19 protein-coding genes and 1 tRNA gene are annotated in these 26,130 nt (G+C 49.2%); 6 read left to right on the top strand and 14 right to left on the bottom strand.

What is annotated here, in order from left to right:
* Nucleotides 1-19 precede the first annotated feature (19 nt).
* From LLG96_08990 to LLG96_08950, 9 genes are all read right to left on the bottom strand, one after another.
* Nucleotides 20-811 carry an electron transfer flavoprotein subunit beta/FixA family protein gene (locus LLG96_08990; protein MCE5250341.1) on the bottom strand — a complete coding sequence of 264 codons (792 nt, stop codon included), beginning with the start codon at nucleotides 809-811 and terminating at the stop codon, nucleotides 20-22.
* Nucleotides 812-1,114: 303 nt separating this feature from the next.
* Nucleotides 1,115-2,923 carry a glutamine-hydrolyzing GMP synthase gene (guaA, locus tag LLG96_08985; protein ID MCE5250340.1) on the bottom strand — a complete coding sequence of 603 codons (1,809 nt, stop codon included), beginning with the start codon at nucleotides 2,921-2,923 and terminating at the stop codon, nucleotides 1,115-1,117.
* 74 nt (nucleotides 2,924-2,997) lie between these two features.
* A complete protein-coding gene (nadB, locus tag LLG96_08980; GenBank protein ID MCE5250339.1) occupies nucleotides 2,998-4,599 on the bottom strand; it encodes an L-aspartate oxidase in 1,602 nt (533 codons plus the stop codon).
* 499 nt (nucleotides 4,600-5,098) lie between these two features.
* A complete protein-coding gene (locus tag LLG96_08975) occupies nucleotides 5,099-7,234 on the bottom strand; it encodes an RNA-binding transcriptional accessory protein (GenBank protein ID MCE5250338.1) in 2,136 nt (711 codons plus the stop codon).
* Between the two features lie 199 nt (nucleotides 7,235-7,433).
* Entirely contained in the window at nucleotides 7,434-8,381 is a 948-nt protein-coding gene (nadA, locus tag LLG96_08970) for a quinolinate synthase NadA (protein MCE5250337.1), read from the bottom strand.
* 116 nt (nucleotides 8,382-8,497) lie between these two features.
* Nucleotides 8,498-9,583 (bottom strand): tetraacyldisaccharide 4'-kinase, encoded by a 1,086-nt coding sequence (gene lpxK, locus LLG96_08965; GenBank protein MCE5250336.1) that lies wholly within the window; start codon nucleotides 9,581-9,583, stop codon nucleotides 8,498-8,500.
* Nucleotides 9,584-9,624: 41 nt separating this feature from the next.
* Entirely contained in the window at nucleotides 9,625-10,902 is a 1,278-nt protein-coding gene (locus tag LLG96_08960; GenBank protein MCE5250335.1) for a 3-deoxy-D-manno-octulosonic acid transferase, read from the bottom strand.
* The gene (locus tag LLG96_08955; protein ID MCE5250334.1) at nucleotides 10,899-11,546 is read right to left on the bottom strand and encodes a lysophospholipid acyltransferase family protein; all 648 of its coding nucleotides are present in this window, start codon (nucleotides 11,544-11,546) and stop codon (nucleotides 10,899-10,901) included. Before LLG96_08955 ends, LLG96_08960 begins: the two co-directional genes overlap by 4 nt.
* 141 nt (nucleotides 11,547-11,687) lie before the next feature.
* Complete coding sequence (locus tag LLG96_08950; GenBank protein MCE5250333.1) at nucleotides 11,688-12,407, bottom strand: SGNH/GDSL hydrolase family protein; 720 nt, start codon at nucleotides 12,405-12,407, stop codon at nucleotides 11,688-11,690.
* 215 nt (nucleotides 12,408-12,622) lie between these two features.
* Here LLG96_08950 and LLG96_08945 point away from each other — a divergent pair, with 215 nt between their 5' ends.
* On the top strand, nucleotides 12,623-13,222 hold the full coding sequence (locus LLG96_08945) for a hypothetical protein (GenBank protein ID MCE5250332.1): 600 nt from the start codon (nucleotides 12,623-12,625) through the stop codon (nucleotides 13,220-13,222).
* Nucleotides 13,223-13,233: 11 nt separating this feature from the next.
* Nucleotides 13,234-13,911 carry a hypothetical protein gene (locus LLG96_08940; GenBank protein MCE5250331.1) on the top strand — a complete coding sequence of 226 codons (678 nt, stop codon included), beginning with the start codon at nucleotides 13,234-13,236 and terminating at the stop codon, nucleotides 13,909-13,911.
* A gap of 144 nt (nucleotides 13,912-14,055) precedes the next feature.
* Here the strand turns inward: LLG96_08940 and LLG96_08935 are convergent, their stop codons facing one another.
* The 3 genes from LLG96_08935 to glgP all read right to left on the bottom strand — a co-directional run bounded on the left by LLG96_08935 (nucleotide 14,056) and on the right by glgP (nucleotide 19,347).
* A complete protein-coding gene (locus LLG96_08935; protein ID MCE5250330.1) occupies nucleotides 14,056-15,822 on the bottom strand; it encodes a T9SS type A sorting domain-containing protein in 1,767 nt (588 codons plus the stop codon).
* A 361-nt stretch (nucleotides 15,823-16,183) separates the two neighbouring features.
* On the bottom strand, nucleotides 16,184-16,804 hold the full coding sequence (locus LLG96_08930) for a TIGR00730 family Rossman fold protein (GenBank protein ID MCE5250329.1): 621 nt from the start codon (nucleotides 16,802-16,804) through the stop codon (nucleotides 16,184-16,186).
* Nucleotides 16,795-19,347, bottom strand: a complete 2,553-nt coding sequence (gene glgP / locus LLG96_08925; protein MCE5250328.1) for an alpha-glucan family phosphorylase — start codon at nucleotides 19,345-19,347, stop codon at nucleotides 16,795-16,797. The genes LLG96_08930 and glgP overlap by 10 nt, the downstream gene beginning before the upstream one ends.
* Before the next feature lie 243 nt (nucleotides 19,348-19,590).
* On the opposite strand from glgP, the gene LLG96_08920 reads away from it, so the two are divergent.
* Nucleotides 19,591-19,667, top strand: a tRNA-Lys gene (locus LLG96_08920).
* A 1,184-nt stretch (nucleotides 19,668-20,851) separates the two neighbouring features.
* Here the strand turns inward: LLG96_08920 and LLG96_08915 are convergent.
* Nucleotides 20,852-21,958 (bottom strand): FIST C-terminal domain-containing protein, encoded by a 1,107-nt coding sequence (locus tag LLG96_08915; protein ID MCE5250327.1) that lies wholly within the window; start codon nucleotides 21,956-21,958, stop codon nucleotides 20,852-20,854.
* An 18-nt stretch (nucleotides 21,959-21,976) separates the two neighbouring features.
* Nucleotides 21,977-22,327 (bottom strand): zinc-ribbon domain-containing protein, encoded by a 351-nt coding sequence (locus LLG96_08910; protein MCE5250326.1) that lies wholly within the window; start codon nucleotides 22,325-22,327, stop codon nucleotides 21,977-21,979.
* An 806-nt stretch (nucleotides 22,328-23,133) separates the two neighbouring features.
* On the opposite strand from LLG96_08910, the gene dnaK reads away from it, so the two are divergent.
* The 3 genes from dnaK to groEL all read left to right on the top strand — a co-directional run.
* Nucleotides 23,134-25,068: a molecular chaperone DnaK gene (gene dnaK / locus LLG96_08905; GenBank protein ID MCE5250325.1), complete on the top strand. Its 1,935-nt coding sequence runs from the start codon at nucleotides 23,134-23,136 to the stop codon at nucleotides 25,066-25,068.
* 334 nt (nucleotides 25,069-25,402) lie between these two features.
* A complete protein-coding gene (gene groES / locus LLG96_08900) occupies nucleotides 25,403-25,693 on the top strand; it encodes a co-chaperone GroES (GenBank protein MCE5250324.1) in 291 nt (96 codons plus the stop codon).
* A gap of 26 nt (nucleotides 25,694-25,719) precedes the next feature.
* Nucleotides 25,720-26,130, top strand: a 411-nt coding sequence (groEL, locus tag LLG96_08895) for a chaperonin GroEL (protein ID MCE5250323.1), incomplete at its 3' end; no start/stop codon positions are given.

The raw sequence follows: 26,130 nt of genomic DNA, 5'->3' as shown, positions 1-26,130 counted from the left end.
TCAAGAACGGGTTCTCGTTCTACTGTAACTTCATTTCAAGCAGAAGTTCCGTTATCCGCGCCGCGCATTCATCCGCCTCGCCGCTGAACACGTCTCCGCCCGACTTCTGTTCCGGGGAAAAAATCCGCTCGACCCACGTCGGGGAACCGTTCTGGCCGATCTGATTTTCATCTGCATCAATATCCTGAGCCTTCCACAGCGGTATCTGCGCGCCCCGTGCTTTTTTCATTTTCAGGATCGAGGGCTGACGGGGAACATTGATATCCTTGACAACCGCCATCAGAACCGGCAAGTCCGCTTGTACACGCTCACGGCCGCCATCGAGAAGACGCTCGACGGTTATCGTTTTCTTTTCGAGATCGATATCCTCGACTTTCGATACATAGGTAAGCTGAGACAACCCAAGCCTTGCGGCAATACCGGGGCCGACCTGCGCGGTATCGCCATCAATGGCCTGCTTTCCGGTAATGACGATATCGACACCGCCGATTTTCCCGATTCCACGTGAAAGCGTATACGAGGTCGCAAGGGTATCGGAGCCGGCAAACGCCCTGTCAGAAATGAGAGCAACATCGTCCACTCCCATTGCGAGCGCAACACGGAGAATCTCATCGGCCTGCGGCGGTCCCATGGTGACGGCGGTAACCGTACCACCACACTTCTCACGGATTCGCAGCCCCTCCTCGATGGCAAACTCATCGAACGGATTGAGAATCGAGGGAACACCGGCCCGGACGAGCGTATTCGTCACCGGGTCAATCCGTACATCCATGGTATCGGGAACCTGTTTGATGCAAACGACAATTTTCATGAACCATTTCCTTCAAAAAATCACGTGAAACAAATCCGGGTAATATCTGACACAGGGCATACAGCTTTAAAATGAATCCTTGCGTGTATGATTCCTATTCCGAATTTAAAGAAAAATAACCACCAAAACACAAAGACACAAATAAACATAAATAATTATTTATACTATCATTTGTAATTACTAATCGTTCACATTGTAAAAATATATATGAACAAATCCGTGAAAATCCGGCCGATCGCGTTCCATTAATTTTTTACGAACAGGTCAGGCTCATCACTTTTCCGCAGAAAATATCCCGTAATTTCATTCCCATTCGAATGTTCCGGGCGGTTTGTTCGTTACGTCATAGAATACATATTCGATCGAGCCGAGCGCAAGAATTCTGTCGGCGATTTCCCTGAGGCTGTCCTTTGGCATATGGAAAAACCGCGCGGTCATGACATCGGATGACTCGAGCGGCCGGACAACCACACACTCCTGTGTACCATCAGTGGAAACGGGAAGGAGCACAACGGGCATCTGGAAGATTTTTTCATAAAGCCCATGTTCGCGTAAAACCTCCATGGCCCGGTGATCCGCTTCACGGATAAGGTCGAGACGATCCTTGGTAAGTGTTGCAAATGAGCTGACAAGCGGCTTAATCTCACCGCCGCCGATTTTTACAATAACCCGGTTGATCCCGTCGATTTCGTTGGTGATATCGGTGGAGAGCAGATCGAGCTTTTCCCAGTCGATCCTGCCATCGACAGCGGCCGGATGAGCATACGTTCTGCCGTCGCCCTGGACTCCGACGCTGCGGACGGGTATCACAGTGGAAGAATACCCGGCCGGTTCGGCCTTCGAGCGCACCTTATCCACTATCAAAGAATAATCTCCAGCAGACTCACCACCCCTGCCACACAGAACACGGACACCGAGCCCCGGCCCCGGAAACGGGTGCCGCCATACGAGTTCATGGGGCAGGCCAAGCCGTTCTCCGACCTCGCGGACCTCGTCCTTATACAATTGGTCGAGCGGCTCGACGACGAGACCTTTCGCGACCATCTCCTTTATCATGTCGGTGCGGTTATGATGAGTTTTTATCACATCGGCGTGACGGCTCCCTCCGGATTCGATAATGTCGGGATAAAGCGTCCCCTGCCCGAGCAGCCAGCGATCCGGATCGAGATTGAGCGCGGTGAGTTCGCGATCTTTCACATAAATGAATTCATCGCCGATTGCCCTGCGTTTTTCCTGAGGGTCGGTCAGGCCATCGACTGCCCTGAGAAAATCGCTACTCCGGTCGACCACAACCATGTTATGGAAACCGAGTTTTTCGAGTGCGATTTTCACCGCAGCCGTCTCGTTCTTCCGCATAAGTCCCGTATCGATGTGAAGACCGAGAACACGGTCTTCCCCGAGCGCCTCGTTCAGGAGGGTAAAGGTGACTGTGGAATCGACCCCGCCGGATACAAGGAGAAAAACGCTGCGGCTGCCCACACGCTCGCGGATTTCCTGCATCTTTTCAGCAATATAACTCTCCATCGACCAGTTTTTATCGAGATGGCAGATATTTTTTATGAAATGTTTCAGAATCCGGTCGCCTGAAGGGGTATCCTTGACCTCGGGATGAAACTGAAGACCGTACAGCAATCGTTTTTCATCGCTTATCGCCGCAAAGGGGCAGTCTCCGGTCCTGCCGATGACGCTGAATCCATCCGGAGGCCTGACGACCGAATCGCCGTGGCTCATCCAGACCTGCTCACGTTCACCGAGGCCATCGAAGAGCGGTGTCTTCCCGACGACTTCGAGCTCAGCCCTGCCGTATTCACGGCGGTTGAGCCGTTTAACCTCGCCGCCGAGAAGGAACGCGATGAGGTGCATGCCATAGCATAAACCGAGGACAGGAATACCCGTTTCGAGAATTTCACGATTGAACGGCGGCGCATTCTCAGAGTAAACGCTCGACGGGCCGCCGGAAAGAATAATCCCCCCGGGCCTGCCGAGTTCTTCGATACTCACATCGGGAAGCATGATGTCCGCATAGACGCCGAGATGCCGTATCCGTTTGGTGATGAGATGCGCATACTGACCGCCAAAATCGAGCACGGTAATTTTATTTTCGGTCTTCATATAGAGTTATCTCTCAAAAATTGTCTTTCTGATTCAGTTATGTCCCTTTGTCCCTCTGTCTCTTTCCCTACCCCTCAGGCCAGGATTTCCTCGTTCTGAATGAGTGTATCGTGTTTCCAGACACGGTCATCGCGGTCCGGGTAATCGGTATTGTAATGGAGACCGCGCGACTCCTTACGGTGACGGGCGCACATCACAATGAGCCATGCGCAGATAGCCAGGTTCCTCAGCTCGATGAGCTCGGGTGAAAGTCTCGTCCGCCGGTAGTATTTTTCGACCTCATCCAGTATCAGCTCGATACGGCTCATGGCCCGTCTGAGCCGGAAATCGCTCCTGACGATACCGACGAGATCCCACATAAGCAGCCGTATGTTATTGCGGTCATGGGAAATGATGACCCATTCCTCGGGATCGAATGTTCCTCGGTCGTTCCATTCGGGTATATCGGGCAGCCCGGAGAGAAGCCGGCGGTCTTCCTTCACCGCCGAAAAAGCCCGCGAAGCCATCACAACCGCTTCGAGGAGCGAGTTCGAGGCGAGCCTGTTAGCGCCGTGCAGCCCGGTGAATGCCACTTCACCAACAGCATACAGGTTCGAGATTGTCGTCCTGCCGTACGAGTCGGTCATTACTCCGCCGCACATGTAATGAGCCGAAGGTACGACGGGGATGGGGTCTTTCGTTAAATCGACGCCGTATTTCAGGCAGGTTTCGTAAATGTTGGGAAACCGCTTTTTTGTGGCATCGGCGTCGAAACCGGTCACATCGAGATAGACGCATGTATCTCCGCTGTTCTTGAGATACCGGTCGATTGTCCGCGCAACAATGTCGCGGGGCGCAAGGTCTTTCATGGGATGAGCTTCCATGATACGGTTTCCTTTGCTGTCGACGAGCACGCCGCCATAGCCCCTGACCGCTTCCGAAATCAGGAACGATGTGCCATCCGGAAGCATGAAGCTCGTTGGATGAAACTGTATGAATTCAAGGTTTCCGACTTCTGCCCCCGCACGGAAAGCCATCGCGATTCCATCGCCCGTGGCAATTCCGGGATTCGTGGTGTAGAGGTAAACCTGTCCCACTCCGCCGGTGGCAAGCATGGTCATCCCCGATATATACGTTTCCACGGCGCCGGTGTCCGCATCGAGCGCATATGCTCCGAAACAGTGTATTTCATGCGGTTTCGTAATGACGCCGAGGTTATGCTCGGTGAGAAGGTCCACCGCGCAATGGTTTTCGAGCATGGTGATATTCGGATGCGCGATCACCTGTTCGAGGAGCGCCCGCTCTATCTCTCGTCCGGTCAGATCATCGGTGTGTATAATCCGGTTGCGGGTATGCCCCCCCTCGCGGCCGAGCGAAAAACCTCCGTTCCCGGTTCGGTTGAAACGGCATCCCCAGTCGACCAGCTGCCGGATCATCTCCGGACCTTCATTGACCACGGCGGTAACCACATCCTCGTGGCAGAGCCCTTCACCCGTAGAAAGAGTATCGGCAACATGCCGTTCCCTTGAATCGTCGCCGCCGAGCGCGCAGGCTATTCCACCCTGTGCATAGTTTGTCGAGGATTCGCTGTTGGTTTTTTTCGTGATGATCACCACGCTGCCTAGTCCGGCTGCTTTCAATGCAAACGACAGACCTGCTATGCCTGAACCGATAACTAAAAAATCGGATTTTATCACCCGCGCCTCACGGAAACGATATGTACCATAACTTTTTAATGAATATAGAAAACAGGGTATCCAGTTAAAATCAGCTAACACTATTGATCCCCCTCGGCTTCGCCGTTTCCCCCTTATTAAACAAAGGGGGAGCTACCCATCTCCCCCCTTAAAAAGGGGGGATGCCGCAGGCAGGGGGGATAACAGACTATAGAAAAAACTATCAATTTCTGATTAATCGGCTTTCTATACTTATTAAAATAGATAACCGGATTAAAAAATATAATAAAGTTCATTACCTTATAAAAGCAATTTCTGCATATTATACAGTATAATGCGTTATATAAAAAATACCATACCGTATATATGGGTATCGGAATTTAATTCTGGCTGCCTGTTCAGATCGTGATTTTCAGGTACTTATGTGCCGAAGGAGAGATTGGGAAAGACGGTATGTATCGTTTCACCGACAGACATGACTAACCGAAAGAGATCAACGACGATCGCGTTTGAATAACCCTCACTTCATCGATAAAGATATCCGCCCCCGCCCGACATCGACCTCGACCACGGTAACCATGACCTTCTGATGAACGCTGACAACTTCCGACGGATTCTTCACAAACCGGTCGGCCATCTGACTGATATGAACAAGACCGTCACGGTGAACGCCAATATCGACAAATGCTCCAAACGCGGTAATATTGGTTACAACGCCGGGGACTTTCATGCCGGGTTTCAGATCCTCGATTTTGGTGACACCATCCGCAAACGCAAAAATCTCGAACTGCGTCCGCGGGTCACGGCCCGGCCTGGCAAGCTCGGACATGATGTCGGTCAGCGTGGGCATGCCCACAGAAACGGTCACATACCGTGAAACGTCTATCCGTTTCCGAAGATCGTCGCTCAGCATCAGGTCTTTAACCGTGCTCCGCAGGTCACGGGCCATGGTTTCGACGACAGGGTAACTCTCCGGGTGAACCGCGCTTGCATCGAGAGGATTGTCGCCGTTCCGTATCCGGAGAAATCCCGCCGCCTGTTCAAACGCCTTCCCGCCGAGACGCGGCACGTTGAGCAATTCCTTCCGCGCCCTGAACGGGCCGTGCTCATCACGGTAACTGATTATGTTCTGGGCAAGTGCAGGCCCGAATCCCGAGACATAGGTAAGAAGCTGTTTACTGGCGGTATTGACCTCGACTCCGACGCTGTTCACACAGCTCACGACGACATCATCGAGCTTTTCCTTGAGCAGGCCCTGATCCACATCGTGCTGATACTGCCCGACGCCGATCGACTTGGGATCGATCTTCACGAGCTCTGCAAGAGGGTCCATAAGCCGTCTGCCAATGGAAACGGTGCTGCGGACAGTCACATCATGACCGGGAAACTCCTCACGGGCGACTTCCGAAGCCGAATAAATCGATGCCCCGCTTTCGTTGACCATGACAACCGGTATCTGCCCCGGAAGATCGAGCTTGCGGAGAAACGCCTCGGTCTCTCTGCCCGCGGTGCCGTTTCCCACGGCGATCACTTCGATATTGAAACGGGCGCAGAAATCCGTGATCTTTTGCGCGGCCTGACGGGTGCTCTCTTCCGACATGTGAGGGTAGATGACATCGTTGTGCAGGAGCTTTCCCTGACGGTCGAGACAGCATACCTTGCACCCCGTGCGGAATCCCGGATCGACAGCGAGAATATTCTTTCCACCGAGTGGCGGTGCAAGAAGGAGCTGACGGGCGTTTTCGGCAAAAATCCTGATCGCCTCCTCATCGGCCCGTTGTTTCAGAACAAGCCTGATCTCCGTTTCCATGGATGGCGCAAGAAGCCGCTTGTAACCGTCATGGGCAGCCATCCTGACCTGCTGTGAAGCGGGGCCGCCGCCCTTGATGAACAGCCGCTCCAGAATGGCAAGCGCCTCCTCTTCGGGGGCAATCACCCGCAGGGAAAGCATCGACTCATTCTCTCCACGGCGCATGGCAAGTATCCGGTGTGAAGGAATTGCGGTCACCGGCTCTTCCCATTCGAAATAATCGCGGTATTTCGCTCCCTCTTCCTCTTTCCCGGATACGACCTTTGACCTGAATATCCCACTGGCAGCATACAGATTGCGGATATCCGCGCGGGCTTCCTGATGTTCGCTGACCCATTCGGCAATGATATCGCGCGCTCCGGCAAGAGCATCCTCGGCGGACAAAACTTCCTTCTCGATATCGACAAAGGCCTGTGCCTCTTTCAGGGGATCGATCTCACCCTGCTCGAACAGAAGAACCGCGAGCGGCTCAAGTCCCTTTTCACGGGCAATGGTGGCCCTTGTTCTCCGCTTGGGACGGTAGGGCAGATATATATCCTCGAGTACGGTCATTGTTTCTGCAGCATTGAGCTTATCCCTCAGCTCATCGGTCAGGAGCCCCCGCTCATCGAGGGACGAAATAATGGCATCCCGCCGTTTATCGAGCTCACGGAGCTGCGCCACACGGTCGCGGACAGCGGTCACCGCCACCTCGTCGAGGCTCCCGGTCATCTCTTTACGGTAACGTGAAATAAAAGGAACCGTGGCGCCTTCATCGAGCAGAATCAGCGTTGCCTGAACCTGCCGGGCTGAAATGTTCAGTTCCCGGGCTATTTTTTCACAATATTGTTCGTTTACTTCTATCATTTCTTATACACCTTGCCGAAGTGATTAAGAGGGCTGTGAAAAAGTAAATTTTTCACGAGCCCCATGACGAAATGTGTTGTTTTGTTGCTGTAAAGGGCATGTAAATAGGCACTTCGTGCCGACCCTTTACAGTTTTTATCCACGTAAATGGTGTTTATCACAACGCTTTTAATAATAATTGAGAAAGCAAGACAGGCTGTCAAGTAACATCGAGCATCCGTTCGAGCGCCAGCCGCGCCTTTTCGATAATATCCTCAGGGAGCGTTATCTCATAATTCCCCGTTTCAATCGACCATGCCACTTTTGCTAGTGTGGTCATTTTCATGGTGCCGCATACGGCGAACTTGCTGAGCGGCCATATCCCTATGCCGGGATACTGCGAACGAAGCTGGTCGACAAGACCGATCTCCGTTCCGATAATGACACCGCGGCGTTTTTCGTTCTCATCGATGATTCCCGAAACATACTTCGCCATGCCCGATGTTGAAAATACGAAATCGGCCAGCTCCACGACTTCGGGAGGAGCCTCCGGATGAACGAGGAATACAGCTTCCGGGTGTTCTGCCCGGGCGTTTTCAACATCTTTAACCGTAAGAAAATTATGGACATAGCAGTAACCGTCCCAGGGAGTTATCGAGGCGCCGGTTTTCTTCTGCGTGTAGTGGGCAAGATTTTTGTCGGGAACGAAAAGTATCTCACGGTCACCGAGCGACCGTACAACCTCGACAGCATTAGCCGATGTACAGCAGATATCGGTGAGAGCCTTTACCCGGGCTGTCGTGTTGACATACGCCACAACGGACTTTTCGGGATTGCGGGCTTTTGCTTCGGCGAGCGATTCCGGCGTTACCATTTTCGCCATTGGGCAGGTCGCCTTTATTTCGGGAAGCAGCACGGTTTTCCGGGGAGAAAGAATCTTGGCGCTTTCTGCCATGAAATCGACGCCGCAGAACACCACGACATCCGCATCGGTGCGGGCGGCAATTCTCGAAAGTCCGAGAGAGTCTCCGAGATAATCGGCGATCTTCTGGATATCGAGGGTCTGGTAATTGTGGGCGAGGATGACAGCGTTTTTTTCAGCCTTCGCTTTTTTAATGCGGGCTGTCAGTTCTCCGGGTGTCATCGACTGGTATGCTTCGAGCTCCATATATTGTCTCCCATAGATTCCTGTCCAATACTAATCTGATACTAACATATGCCGCACCTGTTCAACTCCGGGTTATAAGACACAGGCTACGGAGATAATCTCCATTACTGTCACTGCTATAATTTACCGGTTTTTTTCTGCCCCGGGGCAATAATATCGAGATACTCATCCTGCTTTTCGATAAGAACAGCCTCGATGTCGAGCACAAACGAAGGCAGGGATTTAAACCGGAACGCATCGGGAAGGTTCCGCTCGTCCTTGGCTGTCATGAGAATCAATCCGGCCCCGTCATCGAGGGATTCACGCTCGATCCTGTCAAGTTCCTCCGCCGTGTACCGGTGATGATCGGGCAGAACGTGGTGTACGGCAATGTCGCCGCCCAAGGTCAGGATCATCTGCCGGAACGATTCCGGGTTGACGATGTTCGACATTGCCGCAATCCGCCCGGATTTCAGGATGCCGGTATCCTCCGGATCAGCAGTCCCCGGTTTACGAAGCCCGGCGGGTACATGTTCACTCAGAAATACCGGTATTTCACGCGAATAATACCGTATCATGCGCTCGATGCTGTCCCGACGGCAGGTTTTTTCCCGGAAACGTGTGACGATAACCGCTTTCGCCCGTCTGAGTCCATACGGCGATTCCCTCAGAATACCCCGCGGCAGCAGGTGTTCGTTCCCGTAAAGATTTTCCGCATCGAGGGTAACGATATCGACATTCCGGTAGAGACGGCGGTGCTGAAAACCATCATCGAGCACAATCACATCGGGCCTGAACCGCTCGAAGGCAAGCCGCGCTGCGCGGTAACGGTCCGCACCGACAACGACGGGGATATCCGGCACGGACGAGGCGATAATATGGGGTTCATCTCCCGCCTCTTGCGGCATGGCGAATATCTTTCTGCCATCGGAGACAATGAGCGGTTCTTTCCCCGAGCGCCCGTATCCCCGTGAAACGACAGCCACACTGCAACCCGATGATTTCAGAAGCCGTGCGGTCAGAACAGTCACCGGTGTCTTACCCGTTCCCCCGACACTCAGGTTGCCGATGCTCACAACGCGGCACGGAACATCGAGCGCTTTGTAAACTTTCTTGTTATAGAGATAATTGCGTATCGATACAGCCATACCGTACGGTACGGAAGCCATCTGCAGAAAAATCCTGACCGGAAAGGCGCCGAAACCGCTTTTCCGGTCATTCATTATGTCTTCGATATAGTGTCTCATGGCGTCATGACGTGCTTTCAAATAAGCCGGTGGTTCTCGATTAAACGCAGGGTCCGGGCAAGTGTTCCCTTGAACCTGCCCACCACTTCAAGTCCCGCTTCAGCCATGCGTTTTCTCCGGTCGTGATCCGCAAACAGCCGGTTCACTGTTTCGGCGATATCCTCTTCGTCATGGACAAGCTCTGCCGCACCGTGGACAAGCAGTTCCTTCGAACCTACCTGTTCCATGTACGGGCCAAAGAGTACGGGCACACCAAGGGCGGCGGGTTCCATCGGATTGTGTCCCCCGAAATCGCGTAAACTACCGCCGACGAAAGCCACATCGGCGCATGTATACGCATCGATAAGCTCTCCCATCGTATCGAGCATGAAAACGTTGAACCGTGAGGCATCAAACGGCTCTCCGGAACTCCTTTTCATCGATGCAAGGCCGGCTTCGGAGAAAATCCGCTCCACTTCTTCCACCCTGTTGAGGTGCCGCGGCGCACAGACCAGAACAGCATCCGGAAAAGCCTGTAATATCCTCAGAAACGCCCGCACAAGCACATCCTCTTCGCCGGGTCTGGTACTTCCGGTGACGAATACATGTGCGCCGGGAGGAATTCCCAACATTGTGCGCTTTTCAGCAGGATTATGATCGTTCTTCTCGGGAAGACTGTCGAACTTGATATTCCCCAGGATTTCGATACGCTCACGGGGTACTCCGAGCATGTGGAATCGCCGTGCATACGAGCGCGACTGCACGCAGATCAGGGAGATCATACCCAGCATCTTCCCGAGCGCAAAACGGAACGTCGCATACCGTCTGAAAGACCGGCGGCTCATCTTGCCGTTGATTATCGCCACGGGAATACCGTTGTCGTGCATGGACTGTATGAGGGCAGGCCAGATTTCCGTTTCCACGAGCATGAACAGAGTAGGTCCGACATGTTTTATGAAATTCCCGGTAATAAACGGGTGATCGAACGGCGCAAGAAATGACCCATCCACCGGGGCTCCGTTCGATACACTCCCGACACTCCTGATCCGATCGAGTCCCGACGAGGTTGACGTTGAAATGAAAATGAGCGCGAAAGGTTTTCTGCGTTTGATCTCTCCCGCCATGGAAACCGCAATGACAGACTCGCCGACCGATGCCGCATGAATCCAGATTCGCTCTGCCTCATTATGGGGAAGGTCGGATGGCGGTTTGAGCCGTCGATACAGATACGACCGTCCCAGCAGCGCGCCAATCCAGCTCACCGGATAAGCGACCACGAGGATAAGGGATGAAACGATGGTATAGAGGAACATCATCCGGTATCCGCTCCCGCAAGTCTGTCCGCTTTGAGAGTCAGCTCGATCATCCGCTTTTCCAGTTCGGCGCGGTGATATTCTATGTTTTCATCATCGAGTCCACCGCTGACCGTATAGGGTTCTCCGACGCACAAAACAGCTTTTGCAAACGGCAGAGGAAGCTGAAAGGAGTCCCAGCTTTTGAAATAATACGCCCTGCTTGCGCTTCCCGTTAAAGGAACGATGGGATAACCACCCTTTGCGGCGAGATACACGATACCGGACTGCATCCGCCAGCGCGGCCCTCTCGGACCATCGGGTGTAACCGCAATCCGGGCTCCGCGCTTCAGAAGCCTGAGCATTTCCACAAGCGCCCTCACACCGCCGCGGGTTGTCGATCCCCGTACTATTCCGCATCCCGCTTCCATGAGCGAAGCGGTAATGAGCTCACCGTCACGGTGCTCTGAAACGAGAATGTACACTCCCCTGTTCCTCCGGCAAAACAGGGGCATGATCATCCTGCCGTGCCATACAGCGAATATGACCGGTTTGCCGCCGTCACGGTAGAATTCATCATCAGAGCCGTACTGCCTGATGGATAAAGTCTTCGCTATGGCGGAAACGACAAACCATGCCAGTTTCCCCAGTGAATGCCGAGAAACCATTTTCATCTCAGTTATCTACCTCTGGAGGGTATCATTCCCGGACAGGATTTTTTTGCATAAACGTAAGAATAGAGGCTTCATCGTATCATTCGTATGGCCGCGGACAGTTAATAATCTGACCGGTAAACCAGGTGTATGAAATCAACGATCATTTTTTTTCAGCGTATTGGTGATGGATTTCATAATGTATTCAGCAACAAATATCTGACCTTTTTCATTGAGATGAACCGGATCGCTGAACATGCTGCGATATTCGTCAGGCTTCGTTTTGAAGACCTTCTCCATGTGAGCACATACATCGATCGAGGGATAATGGTAAAGTGCAGCCGCATAGGTTACGATATCGTTGAATTCCTTGAGCCGCATATACCTGAAATCCTTGGTATTTTCAATGTCCCGGAATCCGGTCGAGGTAAGTATTACTGCAAAAATCTTGTGTTCCTGAAGATTCTTCATGAAATCTTCGACCTGTTTTTTAAAAACCTGCTGGTAAAGCCCCGATGTAGTCGAATCGACAAAACCGAGCATGACAAAAACAACATCGGGACGGAACGAGAGAATATCTTCCTGAATTCGCCTGATCGCGTTTTTATAAGTATCGTCGGCAACGCTGGAATTGATCATGCTCACTTTACAGCCCAGCACATCCTCCATCATCGGTTTCATGAAACTGGCATATGATGTCCCCGTTTCAGAGAACCACCGGCCTCCCGAAATCGAATCGCCGAAAACAACCACCGTAATTTCCTGCCTGTTTCTCAGCGTTTCGAACTTTTCACGAATTAAAGCCCGCGAACCCTGACAGGAGAAAAAAAGACATACCGAACACGCGAGACCGATAACCCCGAAACGGTGTTTCATATTCTAACCCCATGAAATGGTTTAATATAGTTATGTAATATAGTCTGCCGGTCAGCATACTGTCAACGTATTCTTTTCCTCCATGACCGCATGTATGACAAGGCGATATGTCATGGTAACGTTACTGTTTTTTCCGGTAATACTACGGATAACGATTGTATCTGTTGACAGAGCCTGAATTAATGTTCTATATTAGTGTCGAGAAAGGAGACAATATGCCTGGGTCACAATTCATTGATAAAGCAGAAGAACATATTACGTCCGTTGCGAACCAGTTCGACACTCTCAAAAAAGCCGGAGAAACCATTGCCAAGGCTGTTCTTGACGGGAAAAAAGTATTTATCATGGATCGATTTGACATAGTCGATGCCGAGATGGTCGATCATCCGTCCGGGCTGGCGCTTTTCCGGTCATACAAGATTTACGGAAATACCATGACAGACGGTGATATATTCATTCTCGCAGCGTATTTTCCCGACAACGAGGATGATCGGTCGCTTGTCGAACAGGCCCGTGCACGCGGTGCGTTTATTATTACTATTTCACCGAAGGGACTCCTTTCACAATCAGCCGGTCTGGCGCTTCTTAACGATGACAGTGCAAACGGTGTAATCACCATACCGGGAATCACCGGGGCTTTCTGCCCGGTCAGCGGCATAATAAACACAGTACTCGCTTGGTCACTTGCGGCGGAAACCGTTTCGGCTCTTCTGGCACAGGGAGTACAGCCCACTGTCAGCTGGGGAGAATATTTCGCCAATTCCGAAGGGAAAAGCGCGGAAGCCCGTAAACGTTTCCTGTCTCTTGGGTATTGAATGGAGAAAACATGGTGAAACAACATACACGGCGTGATTTTATCTACAATACATCCGTTGCCGGCCTCGGCCTGATGGGATTCGGCGCCTTTCTGCAGTCATGCGCAGAAAAAGGTGTTGTCTATTCCAAAGACCTCGCAAAAGTATATATCGAGGGTTTGAAATCGATTATCGGGCTGATACGTGAACGCGAGCTGCCGAATATCGAAAAAGCCGCCGGACTTGCCGTTCAATCAAAACTTCAGGGACATAATCTGTATGTTGTCCTGAACGGCGGAATGCTTCCCGGCGAGCTGAAAAGCGGGCGCCCCGGCAATCCGGGTGTTTTCATCACAACTGATGTCCAAAAGGCTTCCAGGGAAGATTTTGTGCTTTCCAATGACCCTTACATCGTTCATGGTTTTGGCGAACGGATGGTAAAAGTGGTGGGCTTGACAACACCGCAGGTCCTCAACAATCAGACTCCGCCAGGCGCTCTGAAAAACATGGGAACGCTCAGACTTGAAGATGTGGCGGATACGGTCATCTATTGCCATGTTCCCGCAACGGACGGCATCATAGCAGTCGAGGGAATAGAGATACCCCTCTTTCCCGCATCAGGCATCATACAGACAATGATATTCTATACATTCGTTTCGGACATCATGGAAAACCTTGCCCGGCATGGTGTCTATTATACCGCGGAATAATTCCCGCACAAGCGGCATCAATCTGTCATCAGTTTATCCATGATCATAATGGGAAGGCTTTCGGGAACATGCAGGAACAGATCATAATCCGTTCCTGCATAACAACCACACCTTGCAGATAATATCCCTGCACCGAATCCACGGCTATTTCATCAGAACCATTTTACCTGAAATACTGGCATGTTCGGTCTGTATCCGATACATATATACTCCCGAAGTAAGACCTGAAGCATTAAATTCATACATATGCTTTCCGCGTCCCGATTGTCCAAGGTTTACCGTATGTATCCGCTGCCCGGTAACTGTGTAGACGGATAATCTGACGGCGCCGGGCTGTGACAGTTCGAACTGAATTGTGGTAACAGGGTTGAAAGGATTCGGATAGCAGCTTGCGGTTATTAACGCTTTCGGGATGGTTTGTTCTTCTTCCACAGACGTTATGAGCGGCTCCGTGAAAAATCGGCTTTTAGAAAGGCTATAAACATAGATTCCGATATATGTCCGTTTCAAGGTAGTGTAATCCACCTTCCTGGGGCCATTTTCGTCAAGAATGTACACGGGGATTTTTTCAATGTTATTTTCACCTAAACCGTGTTCCTTCGCCAATCTCAGGAAGGGTACACCCCGTGGGTCATGGCCCATGAGCCATGCGGTAACAGCATCGACAGCAATCCTCGACCGTCCGATAGTGATAAAGTCGGTGTGATAGATATTACTGCCACCATATTGCGCCGCAAACACGCCCTCAACCATATTGATATACGGATCGGGCATCACTTTCATCATGTCCATCGTTCTCTGCGCCCATTGTTCGCCCCAGAAAATTTTCGCGTTGGCAATGTCGTACAGTTTGTCGAGCGCTGTGTCCTGTGCAGTTCCCTCTTTTCCCCAATAATCATCCAATGCCTTCATGAAAACATCGTAACCACCCATGTTCGTGTATGTTTTTACAAAGTCGCCATCATCCCAGAACTGGAAACCCATATTTGCATGTTTGTAATATAATTGCTCGACGGCTGACCGGTAATTCGGATTAAAGTTATCCATGAATTCTTTACGCCAGATATCCATCGTTGTCCATGAATCGCAGACATGACCGTAGATTCTCGGCATGATACCCTGAAGATTCTTGGTGGTAAGGGTTAATAAACCGACCGGATGCGTATGGGCGTGCGCAACATTTATATGAGTGCTATCACTTTCAAACGTCGGTTTATAGGTACAAAAACGGCGGACTACGGTACCTTCCGGATTTTCGTGCCATATCAGTTCCGACTCGGTATAATCCGAAAACCATTGATAATGAGCCTCAATAAGAGGCAGATCATGAGCTTTGAAAAGAGCATCGAGACCGCTTGAAACCACATTATCATGACGCAAGGCTCCACGGGCGCAGGCAGCTACATTGGTGTTGCCCAGGTCATGTAATGCATCCGCCATACCAGCAGTAAAATACGGATGAACATTGTTCCCGTTTATCCACTTGGGAGGATTTCCCGAGGTTGCGGCCACGAGGTTGTTATTCATCAATGTCTTGCCGCCCTGTTCGGTACCTTTCCGGAAAACCAGCTCGGTAACACGGCGGCCGAGAGCCTGCATCTGATCATTACAGGGATTCCAGGCTCCCTTTGAATCCTTAGTGGGTTGCAAATCGGCATACACGATAAAAACGGAATCCGGGTTATCAAGTATCTCTTCCCGCAGTACAGGGGCAGTATTGGCCGCTTCACCCTGATTCAATATGTCTAAAGCATCCCTGATACGCAGTCCCTGACTGGTCAGGGGTTGATTGGGTTCGTAGGTGACATCACGGGAATTTATGGCAGCCGATGCCGGAAAAATACTTAATGGGCACGCTCCTGCCGCAAGCACCGCGCCTGTTGCCGACCGTATAAAAGTGCGTCTATCCATTTAAAAAATCCTCCCTGCTCATGAATCATGCAGCAAATCATAAAGAACTGTTGTACAAGCGATACATTGAAGTTATCTATATACAGGATTTCCTATGAGTATTTTAAGAAAAAACATCAGCAAGAACAAATCTACAGAGTGTAATGAAAGATGAAGAGAAAACGAAGGAGACGCAAGGGGAAAAGGACTACGTTGAGTTTATGGCCAGACACGGAAGGTTGGAAAAAAGTCCGGATTATTGGAAGAAGCTCCCTTTCTGTCCTGCGGACATCATTCCCCCAAATATGGTGGAAGAGTACCAATAACCAATCCAGGGAGGATTATCTCTATCAATATTTCAAAGGTTCCCTGTACTGAATTTTTAACCCGAAGTGTGGCAAACGATATAATCGAGTGCATCATCCGCGCTGTCAGTCACATGGAACAGGTCATGATACATATTTTCGATGAAGCGCTCTTCATAACCCGTCTCCATCTGCCGGAGAAGATTATCAAAAAATCCCCTGACATTCAGTAAAACAACCGGTTTTGCATGGAGACCGAGCTGCTTGAAGGTGATGATCTCAAGGAATTCCTCGAGCGTTCCCAGACCGCCGGGAAGACAGACAAAACCATCGGCGAGGTCTTCCATCACCGCTTTCCGCTCCCTCATGCTGTCGGTAACGATCATCTCGTCGGCTCCCTCAAATGCATAACCGAGACCCTTCAGGTTGGCAGTGATGACACCGACAATCCGGCCTCCCTTCTTATGCATCTCCTCCGATAAAATCCCCATAAGACCATTGTTTCCGCCACCATAAACGAGCATCATGCCTTTTGAAACCAGCGCGGTTCCCATCGATCGTGCCGCCTCGATAAATACGGAATCGACATGGTTACTCGAAGCGCAGAAAACACAGACAGCAATTCTTTCTTTTATTCGGTTCATCTCGGAAATTACCGCGGGTATCTTCAGACCCGGCGGTACTCGTATCAGGCCCATTTAATGAGCCTCTGGTTCTGGAATATCACCTGATCGGGATGAGACGGTACGATCCGGAGACTATAGCCGATTCTCCCGCTCTTCACGAAAGGCACTACACCCTCGAAAACATGCACATCCTGTTTTTTGCTCTTCCATGCCATCGGAAGAGGCTGTGCATCGACGAGGGTGCCCGAGGCGTTCACGATTCCCGAATACAGCTCGACCGCAACATCTTCGGGATCAAGCTTTCCGAGTTTAATCAGCGCGGTAACGGTCAGGGATGCGCCGACCTGATAGGTCTTCAGCCCATCGGATTTTATACTCTGAATTTTAATGCCATCCCAGTTATCGTGGATTTTCTTTTTCCAGAGCGCGAGCTCACGGACTTTTCTGGCATTTTCGTGTTTGAGGGTATCATACCTCGTCATAGCGGAACTGTAACACTCGTTAAAATACTGGTGCACCATCCGATCCGTGTTGAAAACCGGCACCAGGTGGTGCATGGCGGTTTTCATCTTCTTTATCCATCCCCGTGGTATACCATCGGGACCAACATCGTAAAAGAGCGGCACAATGTCTTTTTCCAGAATATCATAAATAGCGTTCGATTCGACGGTATCCTGATAACCGGGATCATTGTAAACCTCGCCGGAGCCTATGGCCCATCCGACCTCCGGGGTATAAGCCTCATCCCACCAGCCGTCGAGAATACTGAGATTCAAAGCACCGTTCGCAACCGCTTTCATTCCGCTCGTTCCGGACGCTTCGAGCGGTCTTCTCGGAGTATTGAGCCACACATCGACGCCCTGGACAAGGTACCGGGCCACACACATGTCATAATCCTCGATGAAAACCACGTGGTTCCGAATATCGGGACGCCGCGCCCAGTGGATGATGCGGCGGATTATTTCCTTACCCTCGTCATCACGCGGATGTGCTTTCCCGGCGAACAGTATCTGAACGGGCTTATCCGGGTTTTTCAGTATCCCCGAGAGCCGTTCGATATCACGGAAGATGAGGTCGGCCCGTTTATAGGTCGCAAATCTCCTCGCAAATCCGATAGTGAGCGCTTCCGAATTAAGTGTGCCCTGCGCGAGATTGAGCTCGGCTTCGGATGCTCCCCGTCGCTGTAACTGTGTCTGAAGCCTCTTCCGGGCGAACGATACGAGCCTCTCACGGCGCCGCTCGTGCGTACGCCAGATTTCCTCATCGGGAATATCGTTGACCCGCTTCCAGATTTCCTCCCGCGCCGGTTCATTTCTCCAGCGAGGACCGAGGTAACGTTCAAAAAGGTCCACGATATCCTGTGAAACCCAGCTTGCAATATGAACCCCGTTGGTTATATGGGAAATGGGAATTTCCTCTCTCGGGAATCCCTCCCAGAGAGACTGCCACATTTCACGCGAGACATGCATATGGAGACGGCTCACCGCATTGGCTTTATCGGCACATTTAAGGGCAAGAACGGTCATACAGAAAGGTTCGGCAGCCGATTTCGTGTCAATTCTTCCCAGACCGAGAAATTCATCGGGAGTCAATCCGAGCTCGGGGTAAAAATCTTCGAAGTACTTCAGTATGAGCGCGGGCGGAAACCGGTCATGACCGGCGGCAACAGGTGTATGGGTTGTAAAAACATTGCCCGCTTTTGAAAGCTCGAATGCCTCTTCAAACGTAAGCTTCTCGCTTTCCATGAGCGTCCGTATCCGTTCAAGCGCCAGAAACGCTGCATGACCTTCGTTCATATGACATACTGTCGGCCATATGTCCATGGCAAACAGAGCGCGGAGACCGCCGATACCGAGCAGCATCTCCTGTTTGAGGCGCATTTCCTGGTCACCGCCGTAGAGAGCGGAGGTTATGGCACGGTTCTTCACCGTATTCTGGGTGATGTTGGTATCGAGCAGAAAAAGAGGCACCCGGCCTACCGCAATTTTCCATACCTTTGCATATACCACGCCATCGGGATAATCAAGCTCGATAATGAGCTCCTCACCGTTCTTTCCGATTACCGGCAGCACAGGCATATTGTAAAAATCATTATCGGGATACATCTCCTGCTGCCAGCCGTCATTGTTGAGGTACTGCCTGAAATACCCTTCCTGGTATAAAAGGCCTACTCCGACAAAGGGCAAACCCAGATCACTCGCGCTTTTAAGATGATCGCCCGCGAGTATTCCCAATCCGCCCGAGTAAATGGGTGCGCACTCCGCAAGCCCGAATTCGAGAGAAAAATAAGCAATGTTGCCTTCGGTTCCGGAGGCGGCATTCTTTTTATACCATGTCGATTCGGTAAGATACCGGTCAAAACCGTTTTTGACCCTCTCGAGATGGGCCTGAATACCCTCATCGGCCGACAGAGTATCAAGCCTCGCCTGAGTAATATTGCCAAGTATACTGACAGGATTATGATATGTCTCTTCCCATAATCCGGTTTCGATACGGTAGAACAGTTTGACCGCATGGACATTCCAGTACCACCAGAGATTGTAAGCAATTTCCCGCAAAGCCTCAAGGTTTTCTGGCAGTGAAGCCCTTACAAAAAAGCTTTCAACCGGATGCATATTTATTCTCCTCGGTATATGGATAATTGATTGATTCTGCATCAGTATATTATTTTGTGAAATCTAAAATAGCATATAGCCCAGTACTTTTCAAGTATTCAATTATGATATGTTAAAACATTACATGGAAAAAAGTAAAAAACGGGTATCTCTTATTTTTTATTTGACTATAAAATTTATTTTTTCTATATTGTAAGTCTGATTTCAGTTTTTTTCCGGCGAATCTGGTTATATGTATTTCATGGGCCCGTAGCTCAGTCTGGTAGAGCACCGGCCTTTTAAGCCGAGGGTCGAAGGTTCGAATCCTTCCGGGCTCACCATGAATAAATACAAAAACTCAGATATTGTTTCCCGCTCTTCTTTTTATTGATATACCCTAACTTCCCAACAATATTTACAATCCAAAGGTATTATTCTTCCGGACTGTTCCACGCATATAATCGATTTATCGGGTATTTTGCAATCTTGTGAATGCATTTGAAATGATCCATTATTCCCCATGCAACCGAAATCTTATCATATTTATATGAATAACCTTCATGACCATAGATGGTCACAACGAAGGATGAAAAATGTATGCTGGCTCCATATGGATTCCCGATTAAAGATTCGGGAATGACGCCGTTACAGAAACATCCGGCACAAGGCCGGGGCTTCAACGCCGGGAACTGCAGATGCATTTTCAGATAAATGAAAGAGCAACATTAAGCGGCATATGTCTCTCATTTGGTTATTCCAGTAAAATAGTCTGGTTATTCTCAATAAGCACGTACCGTGGTTATTGCTTCGGCGATTAAACAGTGATATCGGATGACGTCATGCCGAACTTGTTTCGGCATCTATTCCTGCTATTGGTATCATTATTTATCCGCCGGAGCAATAAGTCTAGCGGAAGGCCCTGCGAACTGCCTTTTACATATCCAAAACCGGCGTTGTGACGGGAATTGATAGCGGCAAGACATGAATCATGGAAGGAAATGAACTTCAGCATGTTCAATCTGAATGGGCATACTCGGAACTATCGTAAAATATTACTGCGGCAGTATTACTCTGGTGGCTATGGAGTAATGGAGACATAACGAAACCGTTTTCATCATCTATACCCTGATTATTCGGTTTCATAAGTTGAAAATGCACCTGATCGAGTCCCGCCGAGCCGCAGTTTCATCCCGGGGCAAAGACGAATATCTCTGCCGTTATTACAAGTACTGTCAGCTTTTTTATTGCTCCGGCGAATAAATGCCGGAACAGATGCCGAATCAAGTTCTGTATAACATCATCCGATATCATTGTTTATTCACCGAAACAATAATTCATGGTTAACCGATCGCCATAGAAATAAGTTGAGTCAGGGAAACATTTTGTTTACAACTTTTTCAGCCTTTTCAGCAGGTCATTCGGGCTTGAAGGTTTTCATGATAAAGTCAATAGCCTCAGAAAGATATTTGACAGTTGATTTCAACCGTGTCGTATAATAACAGTTCTGAATCAGAAAAACCATACCTCATTTAAAAACAAGCATGGTCGATGTCTGATTTATATGTCCGATATATTCCTCCCCATAGGTACTGAAACCGATGGTGGGAATATCCGTAAACAGCTTACCGTATGCCTCTGTAATACCCTTACTTTCAAGTTCCAGAGTCCTCAGAATACAATGAAAGTTGATGATTGCGGAAATAGTACCCAACTCTTTCTTTTTATCATCGATCGCTTTTTTCGTTTCATTCACAATATCTGTGGAGCTAAGCAACGAAAGTTCCATTCCTTCCAACACATTACAATAAAACACCATTCTCTCGCCTTTAATCTGTTGCGGGCTGCGAACATACGGTTCATCATCGAACATCAGGCCTACAGGATGGGACATGAAGCAGTTCGGGGCATTATCGACTGACGTTCCAACTGCTTCGGCGTATTCAACGGATGCGGGCCTGTTATTAAACTCGATAACTTCTCTGCCTGCCACGTTTACTTTCGTTGCGACAAGCGTTTTGTCAGTACTGCAGAAGCTCTGTGTTTTGATTATATCAAATCCGATTCCCGGTTTAATCAGTACGAGTATGGCAGCATTGGTATACGCTTTATTCCCTGCAAAAACAAATGTTTTTTGAAATTTCAAATCATCTCCGGCAGACCCACCCACGAATGTCACATTGGTCAAGTCGCCGATTCTGTCCATCAGTCTTTCTTCAGCACCGGATAAACCATCCACGAGAATTATACCGACATACTTAGTAAAATCCAGTTCGTCCATGGAGGTACCATAATACTCTCCAAATGCGGAGAATACCGCTTCAACGTTATTTCCCTCTTTAATATTTTCAACAACCTCCACTTTCACATCCTCTATCGCATCAGAACTAAAAGCCATTGCGACGACGGAGCCTTTCAGCATTTTGCCGCTGACTATTTCTCCAGCGGTCGAACATCCGAAAACAGCAGCCGAATTAAATGCATTCTGCAGCTGCTGACTGAGATTTTCGGGGTCAAACTTAGAAGAAGCGAAGTAAATAACCATTCTGGGATCAATATCAGCAAACTGTTTACTGATATCCTGTATGGCCTCATTAACATTCTCTTTTAACGAATATGAAATTTTGACATTCATTTTTTCCTCCACTTTTATTTACAAATTGAATCCCAGATCTTTGGCCAGTTCAATTAATTTTTTCAACACAAGAGGATCATCTATTGTTTCATAAGTATATTTAGCTGGGTTAATTCCCTTAAAAACAAGCTTTTTCCTTATATTGATAATTAATAACGGATCGCCCTTTCCTTTCCGGACAATAATAGCTTCAATCACTTTTTTAATATTCCCAACTGTTTTCTGTACGTTTTTTTTATCTTCAATAAAAATGTCATCCTTTTTATCTTTTTTTTCTCCTTCAAGACTTTTGGGTTCAATCTTGAACCCGCAGTTGGAACAAAATTTTCCCCCATCATCGATCTGTTTTCCGCATTTTGGGCAAAACATGTTATTAATCCTCCTTAATAATATTTAAATGCCAAGTTACATTGCATTTACAATTTTTGTTAACCTCTTCAGCAGTATTTTCGGGCTGAAAAGTTTCATGATATAGTCAATGGCACCGGTTTTTAACGGCTATCATACGACCTCAACTCGCTGCCCGGAGTGTTCACATATAATGGGAATATTCGCTATTACGGATTTAGGGTAACTGTTCACGGTGCAACCGTCATGCTCCGGCATCATTATATACACATTCTGTTCCCGTGCCATATGAACACCTTCCTGCCCGTCCATAGACTTGATAACCTTGTAAAATCAGCCAAATCAGGAAATTCTCCATAAACCGACCCGAATATATTCAGATATAAAATAATACTAATAAAACCTCCAATATGGTATATTAATAATACAATTTTTCTAACCAAGTCAAGAGAAATACTGAAATAAAACACACCGCTCCTTTGTTTTGCCCCATTTATCAAAAATTCTATCTCAAAATAATATAAAGTTTTTACATTTCAAGCTGTTACCGGATTCAACCTCACAGTTGTTATTCTCCATTTCATAGACATATAACACAAACCCGCAGAAAATCTGTCAGAGGCATGGCAGAGATATATGTCATAACGGCGCTCCAATATGTCATTATGGCATACACAGTATTGATCTGAAACATTTATCATAATCTAATAAATATCATATCATCATTATTAACATGATATTATACACAGGAATGCCGTTCTGGCATCAATTTAGCTTTCATACTATTGAAAAAAAGAAATAATTTTATAAGGAAAGGGGTAATTATTATGTCCAGAATAATTGGAATAGATTTGGGAACCACGAATTCTGTTGTTGCGGTCATGGAAGGCGGCCAGCCTGTCGTCATCCCCAACTCGGAGGGAGGAAGAACGACACCCAGCGTTGTAGCGTATACCGACAAGGGAGAACGTCTCGTCGGACAGGTTGCAAAGCGCCAGGCAGTAACCAATCCGAACCGCACCGTGTATTCGATCAAACGGTTCATGGGCAGAAGGTTCGATGAAGTCGGCCAGGAAATGAAGGAAGTTCCCTATAAAGTTGTAAAAGGTCCCAATGACACAGCGCGTGTCAATATCGACAGCAAGGAATTTTCACCTCCCGAAATCTCCGCAGTTATTCTTCAGAAAATGAAACAGACCGCCGAGGATTACCTCGGACAGAAAGTCACAGAGGCGATTATAACCGTTCCCGCATATTTTAACGATGCGCAGCGTCAGGCAACCAAAGACGCGGGCCGTATCGCCGGTTTAGAAGTGAAACGGATCATCAACGAGCCCACTGCCGCATCGCTGGCGTATGGTCTCGATAAAAAGAAAGACGAGAAAATAGCGGTATTCGATCTTGGCGGCGGAACATTCGACATTTCGATTCTGGAGCTCGGTGACGGAGTATTCGAGGTGCTGTCCACAAACGGAGACACCCATCTTGGCGGAGACGATTTCGACCAGCGTGTTGTAAACTGGCTCGCCGAGGAATTCCAGAAGGATAACGGCATCGATCTGCGTAAAGACGCGATGGCTCTCCAGCGCCTGAAAGAAGCCGCCGAAAAGGCCAAGTGCGAGCTTTCGAATACGATCGAGACGGATATCAACCTTCCGTTTATAACCGCCGATGCTTCGGGACCGAAACATCTCAATGTCAAGCTTTCGCGCGCAAAACTGGAACAGCTCATCGGCGATCTCATCGAGCGGACACGCAGACCGGTCGAGAACGCAATCAGGGATGCGGGACTCACCGCAAACCAGATTGACGAGGTTATTCTTGTCGGCGGATCGATCCGTATTCCGAAAGTACAGGAGCTCGTCCGTGAAATGTTCGGTAAAGAACCGCACAAGGGTGTCAATCCCGATGAGGTCGTTGCAGTAGGTGCTGCAATCCAAGGAGGCGTGCTGTCCGGAGAAGTCACCGATGTCCTGCTTCTCGATGTGACGCCGCTTTCGCTCGGTATCGAGACCCTTGGCAGCGTATTCACACGTCTTATCGAGCGGAACACGACCATTCCGACCAAGAAGAGCGAAATATTCTCCACCGCGGCAGACAGCCAGACATCCGTGGAGATTCATGTTCTCCAGGGCGAACGTGAGATGGCGCGTGACAACAGGACAATCGGCCGGTTCCACCTGGACGGAATTCCGCCGGCTCCCCGTGGTATACCGCAGATCGAGGTCACGTTTGACATCGATGCCAACGGTATTCTCAACGTATCGGCAAAGGACAAGGGTACCGGCAAGGAACAGCAGATCCGTATCGAATCATCGAGCGGTCTGAACGAGAGCGAGATTCAGAAAATGGTCAAGGATGCCGAGGCCCATGCAGGAGAAGACAAAAAGAAAAAGGAAGAAATCACGGCCCGGAACGAAACCGACCAGCTCATTTACCAGACCGAAAAGAATCTCAAAGATATAGGTGGTTCATTGGAACCGGATGCAAAGGCGAAAGTCGAGGCTGCTCTTGAACGGGCCAAAGGAGCTATCAAGGGTTCCGATATGTCCGAAATCATCTCTGCCCGTGACGGTCTCACCGGCGCATGGCATGAAGCCGCCCAGAAGATGTATGCCCAGACCGGGCAGGCCGGAGGTCAACCCGGAGCGGGCGATACCGGGCAGCCCCGTCAGGAACAGCAGCAGGAACGCCGTGAAAGCTCCACCGATTCAAAGCCTGATTCCGGCGCGGTCGATGCTGATTTTGAAGTGGTCGATTAAAAACGTGGTGAAGAAGTATGATTCACACGCCCGATGATGAAATGTGTGTTTATTGCTGTTTTATTGCTGTCAAGGGCATGTAAACCGGCACCACGTGCCGACCCTTGACAGCTCGTATCCGTGCATAAAGTGTTACACAAGGCGTATAATCAGGTTCATTAATGATGATTATCAACCTTGGTATAAAGAGTATATCGATTTGTAAAATTGAGTAATTATTCCTTTGAGTTTTTATTTTCCGTTATTATATTATTTTTCTACTCTTTAAAAATTAGCAGTCTTATCTCATAAGTGCTAATTTTTTATCTACCACTCATAAAAAGGAGGAGTTACCTTGAAGATCAAACCATTGGGAGACAAAGTACTGGTTGAGCCTTCCTCTGTCGAGGAATCCAAAACGTCGGGCGGCATCATTATTCCCGATACCGCAAAAGAAAAACCTCAGAAGGGCAAAATTGTAGCAGCAGGTCCCGGAAGAACCGACGATAATGGCAAAATCATCAAGATGAGTGTCAAGGTCGGTGATAAAGTTCTGTACTCGAAGTACGGTGGTACCGAGCTTAAATACGAGGGAAATGAATATCTCATTATGTCAGAATCTGACATTCTTGCGATCTTCGAATAAAACACCATACTTGGAGGAAAATAAGCATGGCAAAAGAAATCAGATATAATGCAGATGCACGATCGAGGCTTAAAGTAGGCGTCGATAAAATGGCCAACGCGGTCAAGGTGACGCTTGGTCCCAAAGGACGCAATGTTGTGCTTGAAAAGAAATTCGGCGCCCCCACGGTGACCAAGGACGGTGTTACGGTCGCCAAGGAAATCGAACTCGAAGACAAATACGAAAATATCGGCGCCCAGATGCTCAAGGAGGTCGCCACAAAGACATCCGATGTCGCAGGCGACGGTACTACGACGGCGACCGTTCTTGCACAGGCGATTTTCAACGAAGGCATGAAAAATGTGACCGCAGGATCGAATCCCATGGAATTGAAGAAGGGAATCGATCTGGCGGTTCAGGCGACTGTCGAAAACCTCAGGAAGATTTCCCGCCCGGTG

The organism is bacterium (genome assembly GCA_021372535.1).
Taxonomy (GTDB): Bacteria; Latescibacterota; Latescibacteria; order Latescibacterales; family Latescibacteraceae; genus JAFGMP01.
Note: the sequence above shows the minus strand (reverse complement) of the source record. Positions and strands in the feature narration are given on the sequence as shown.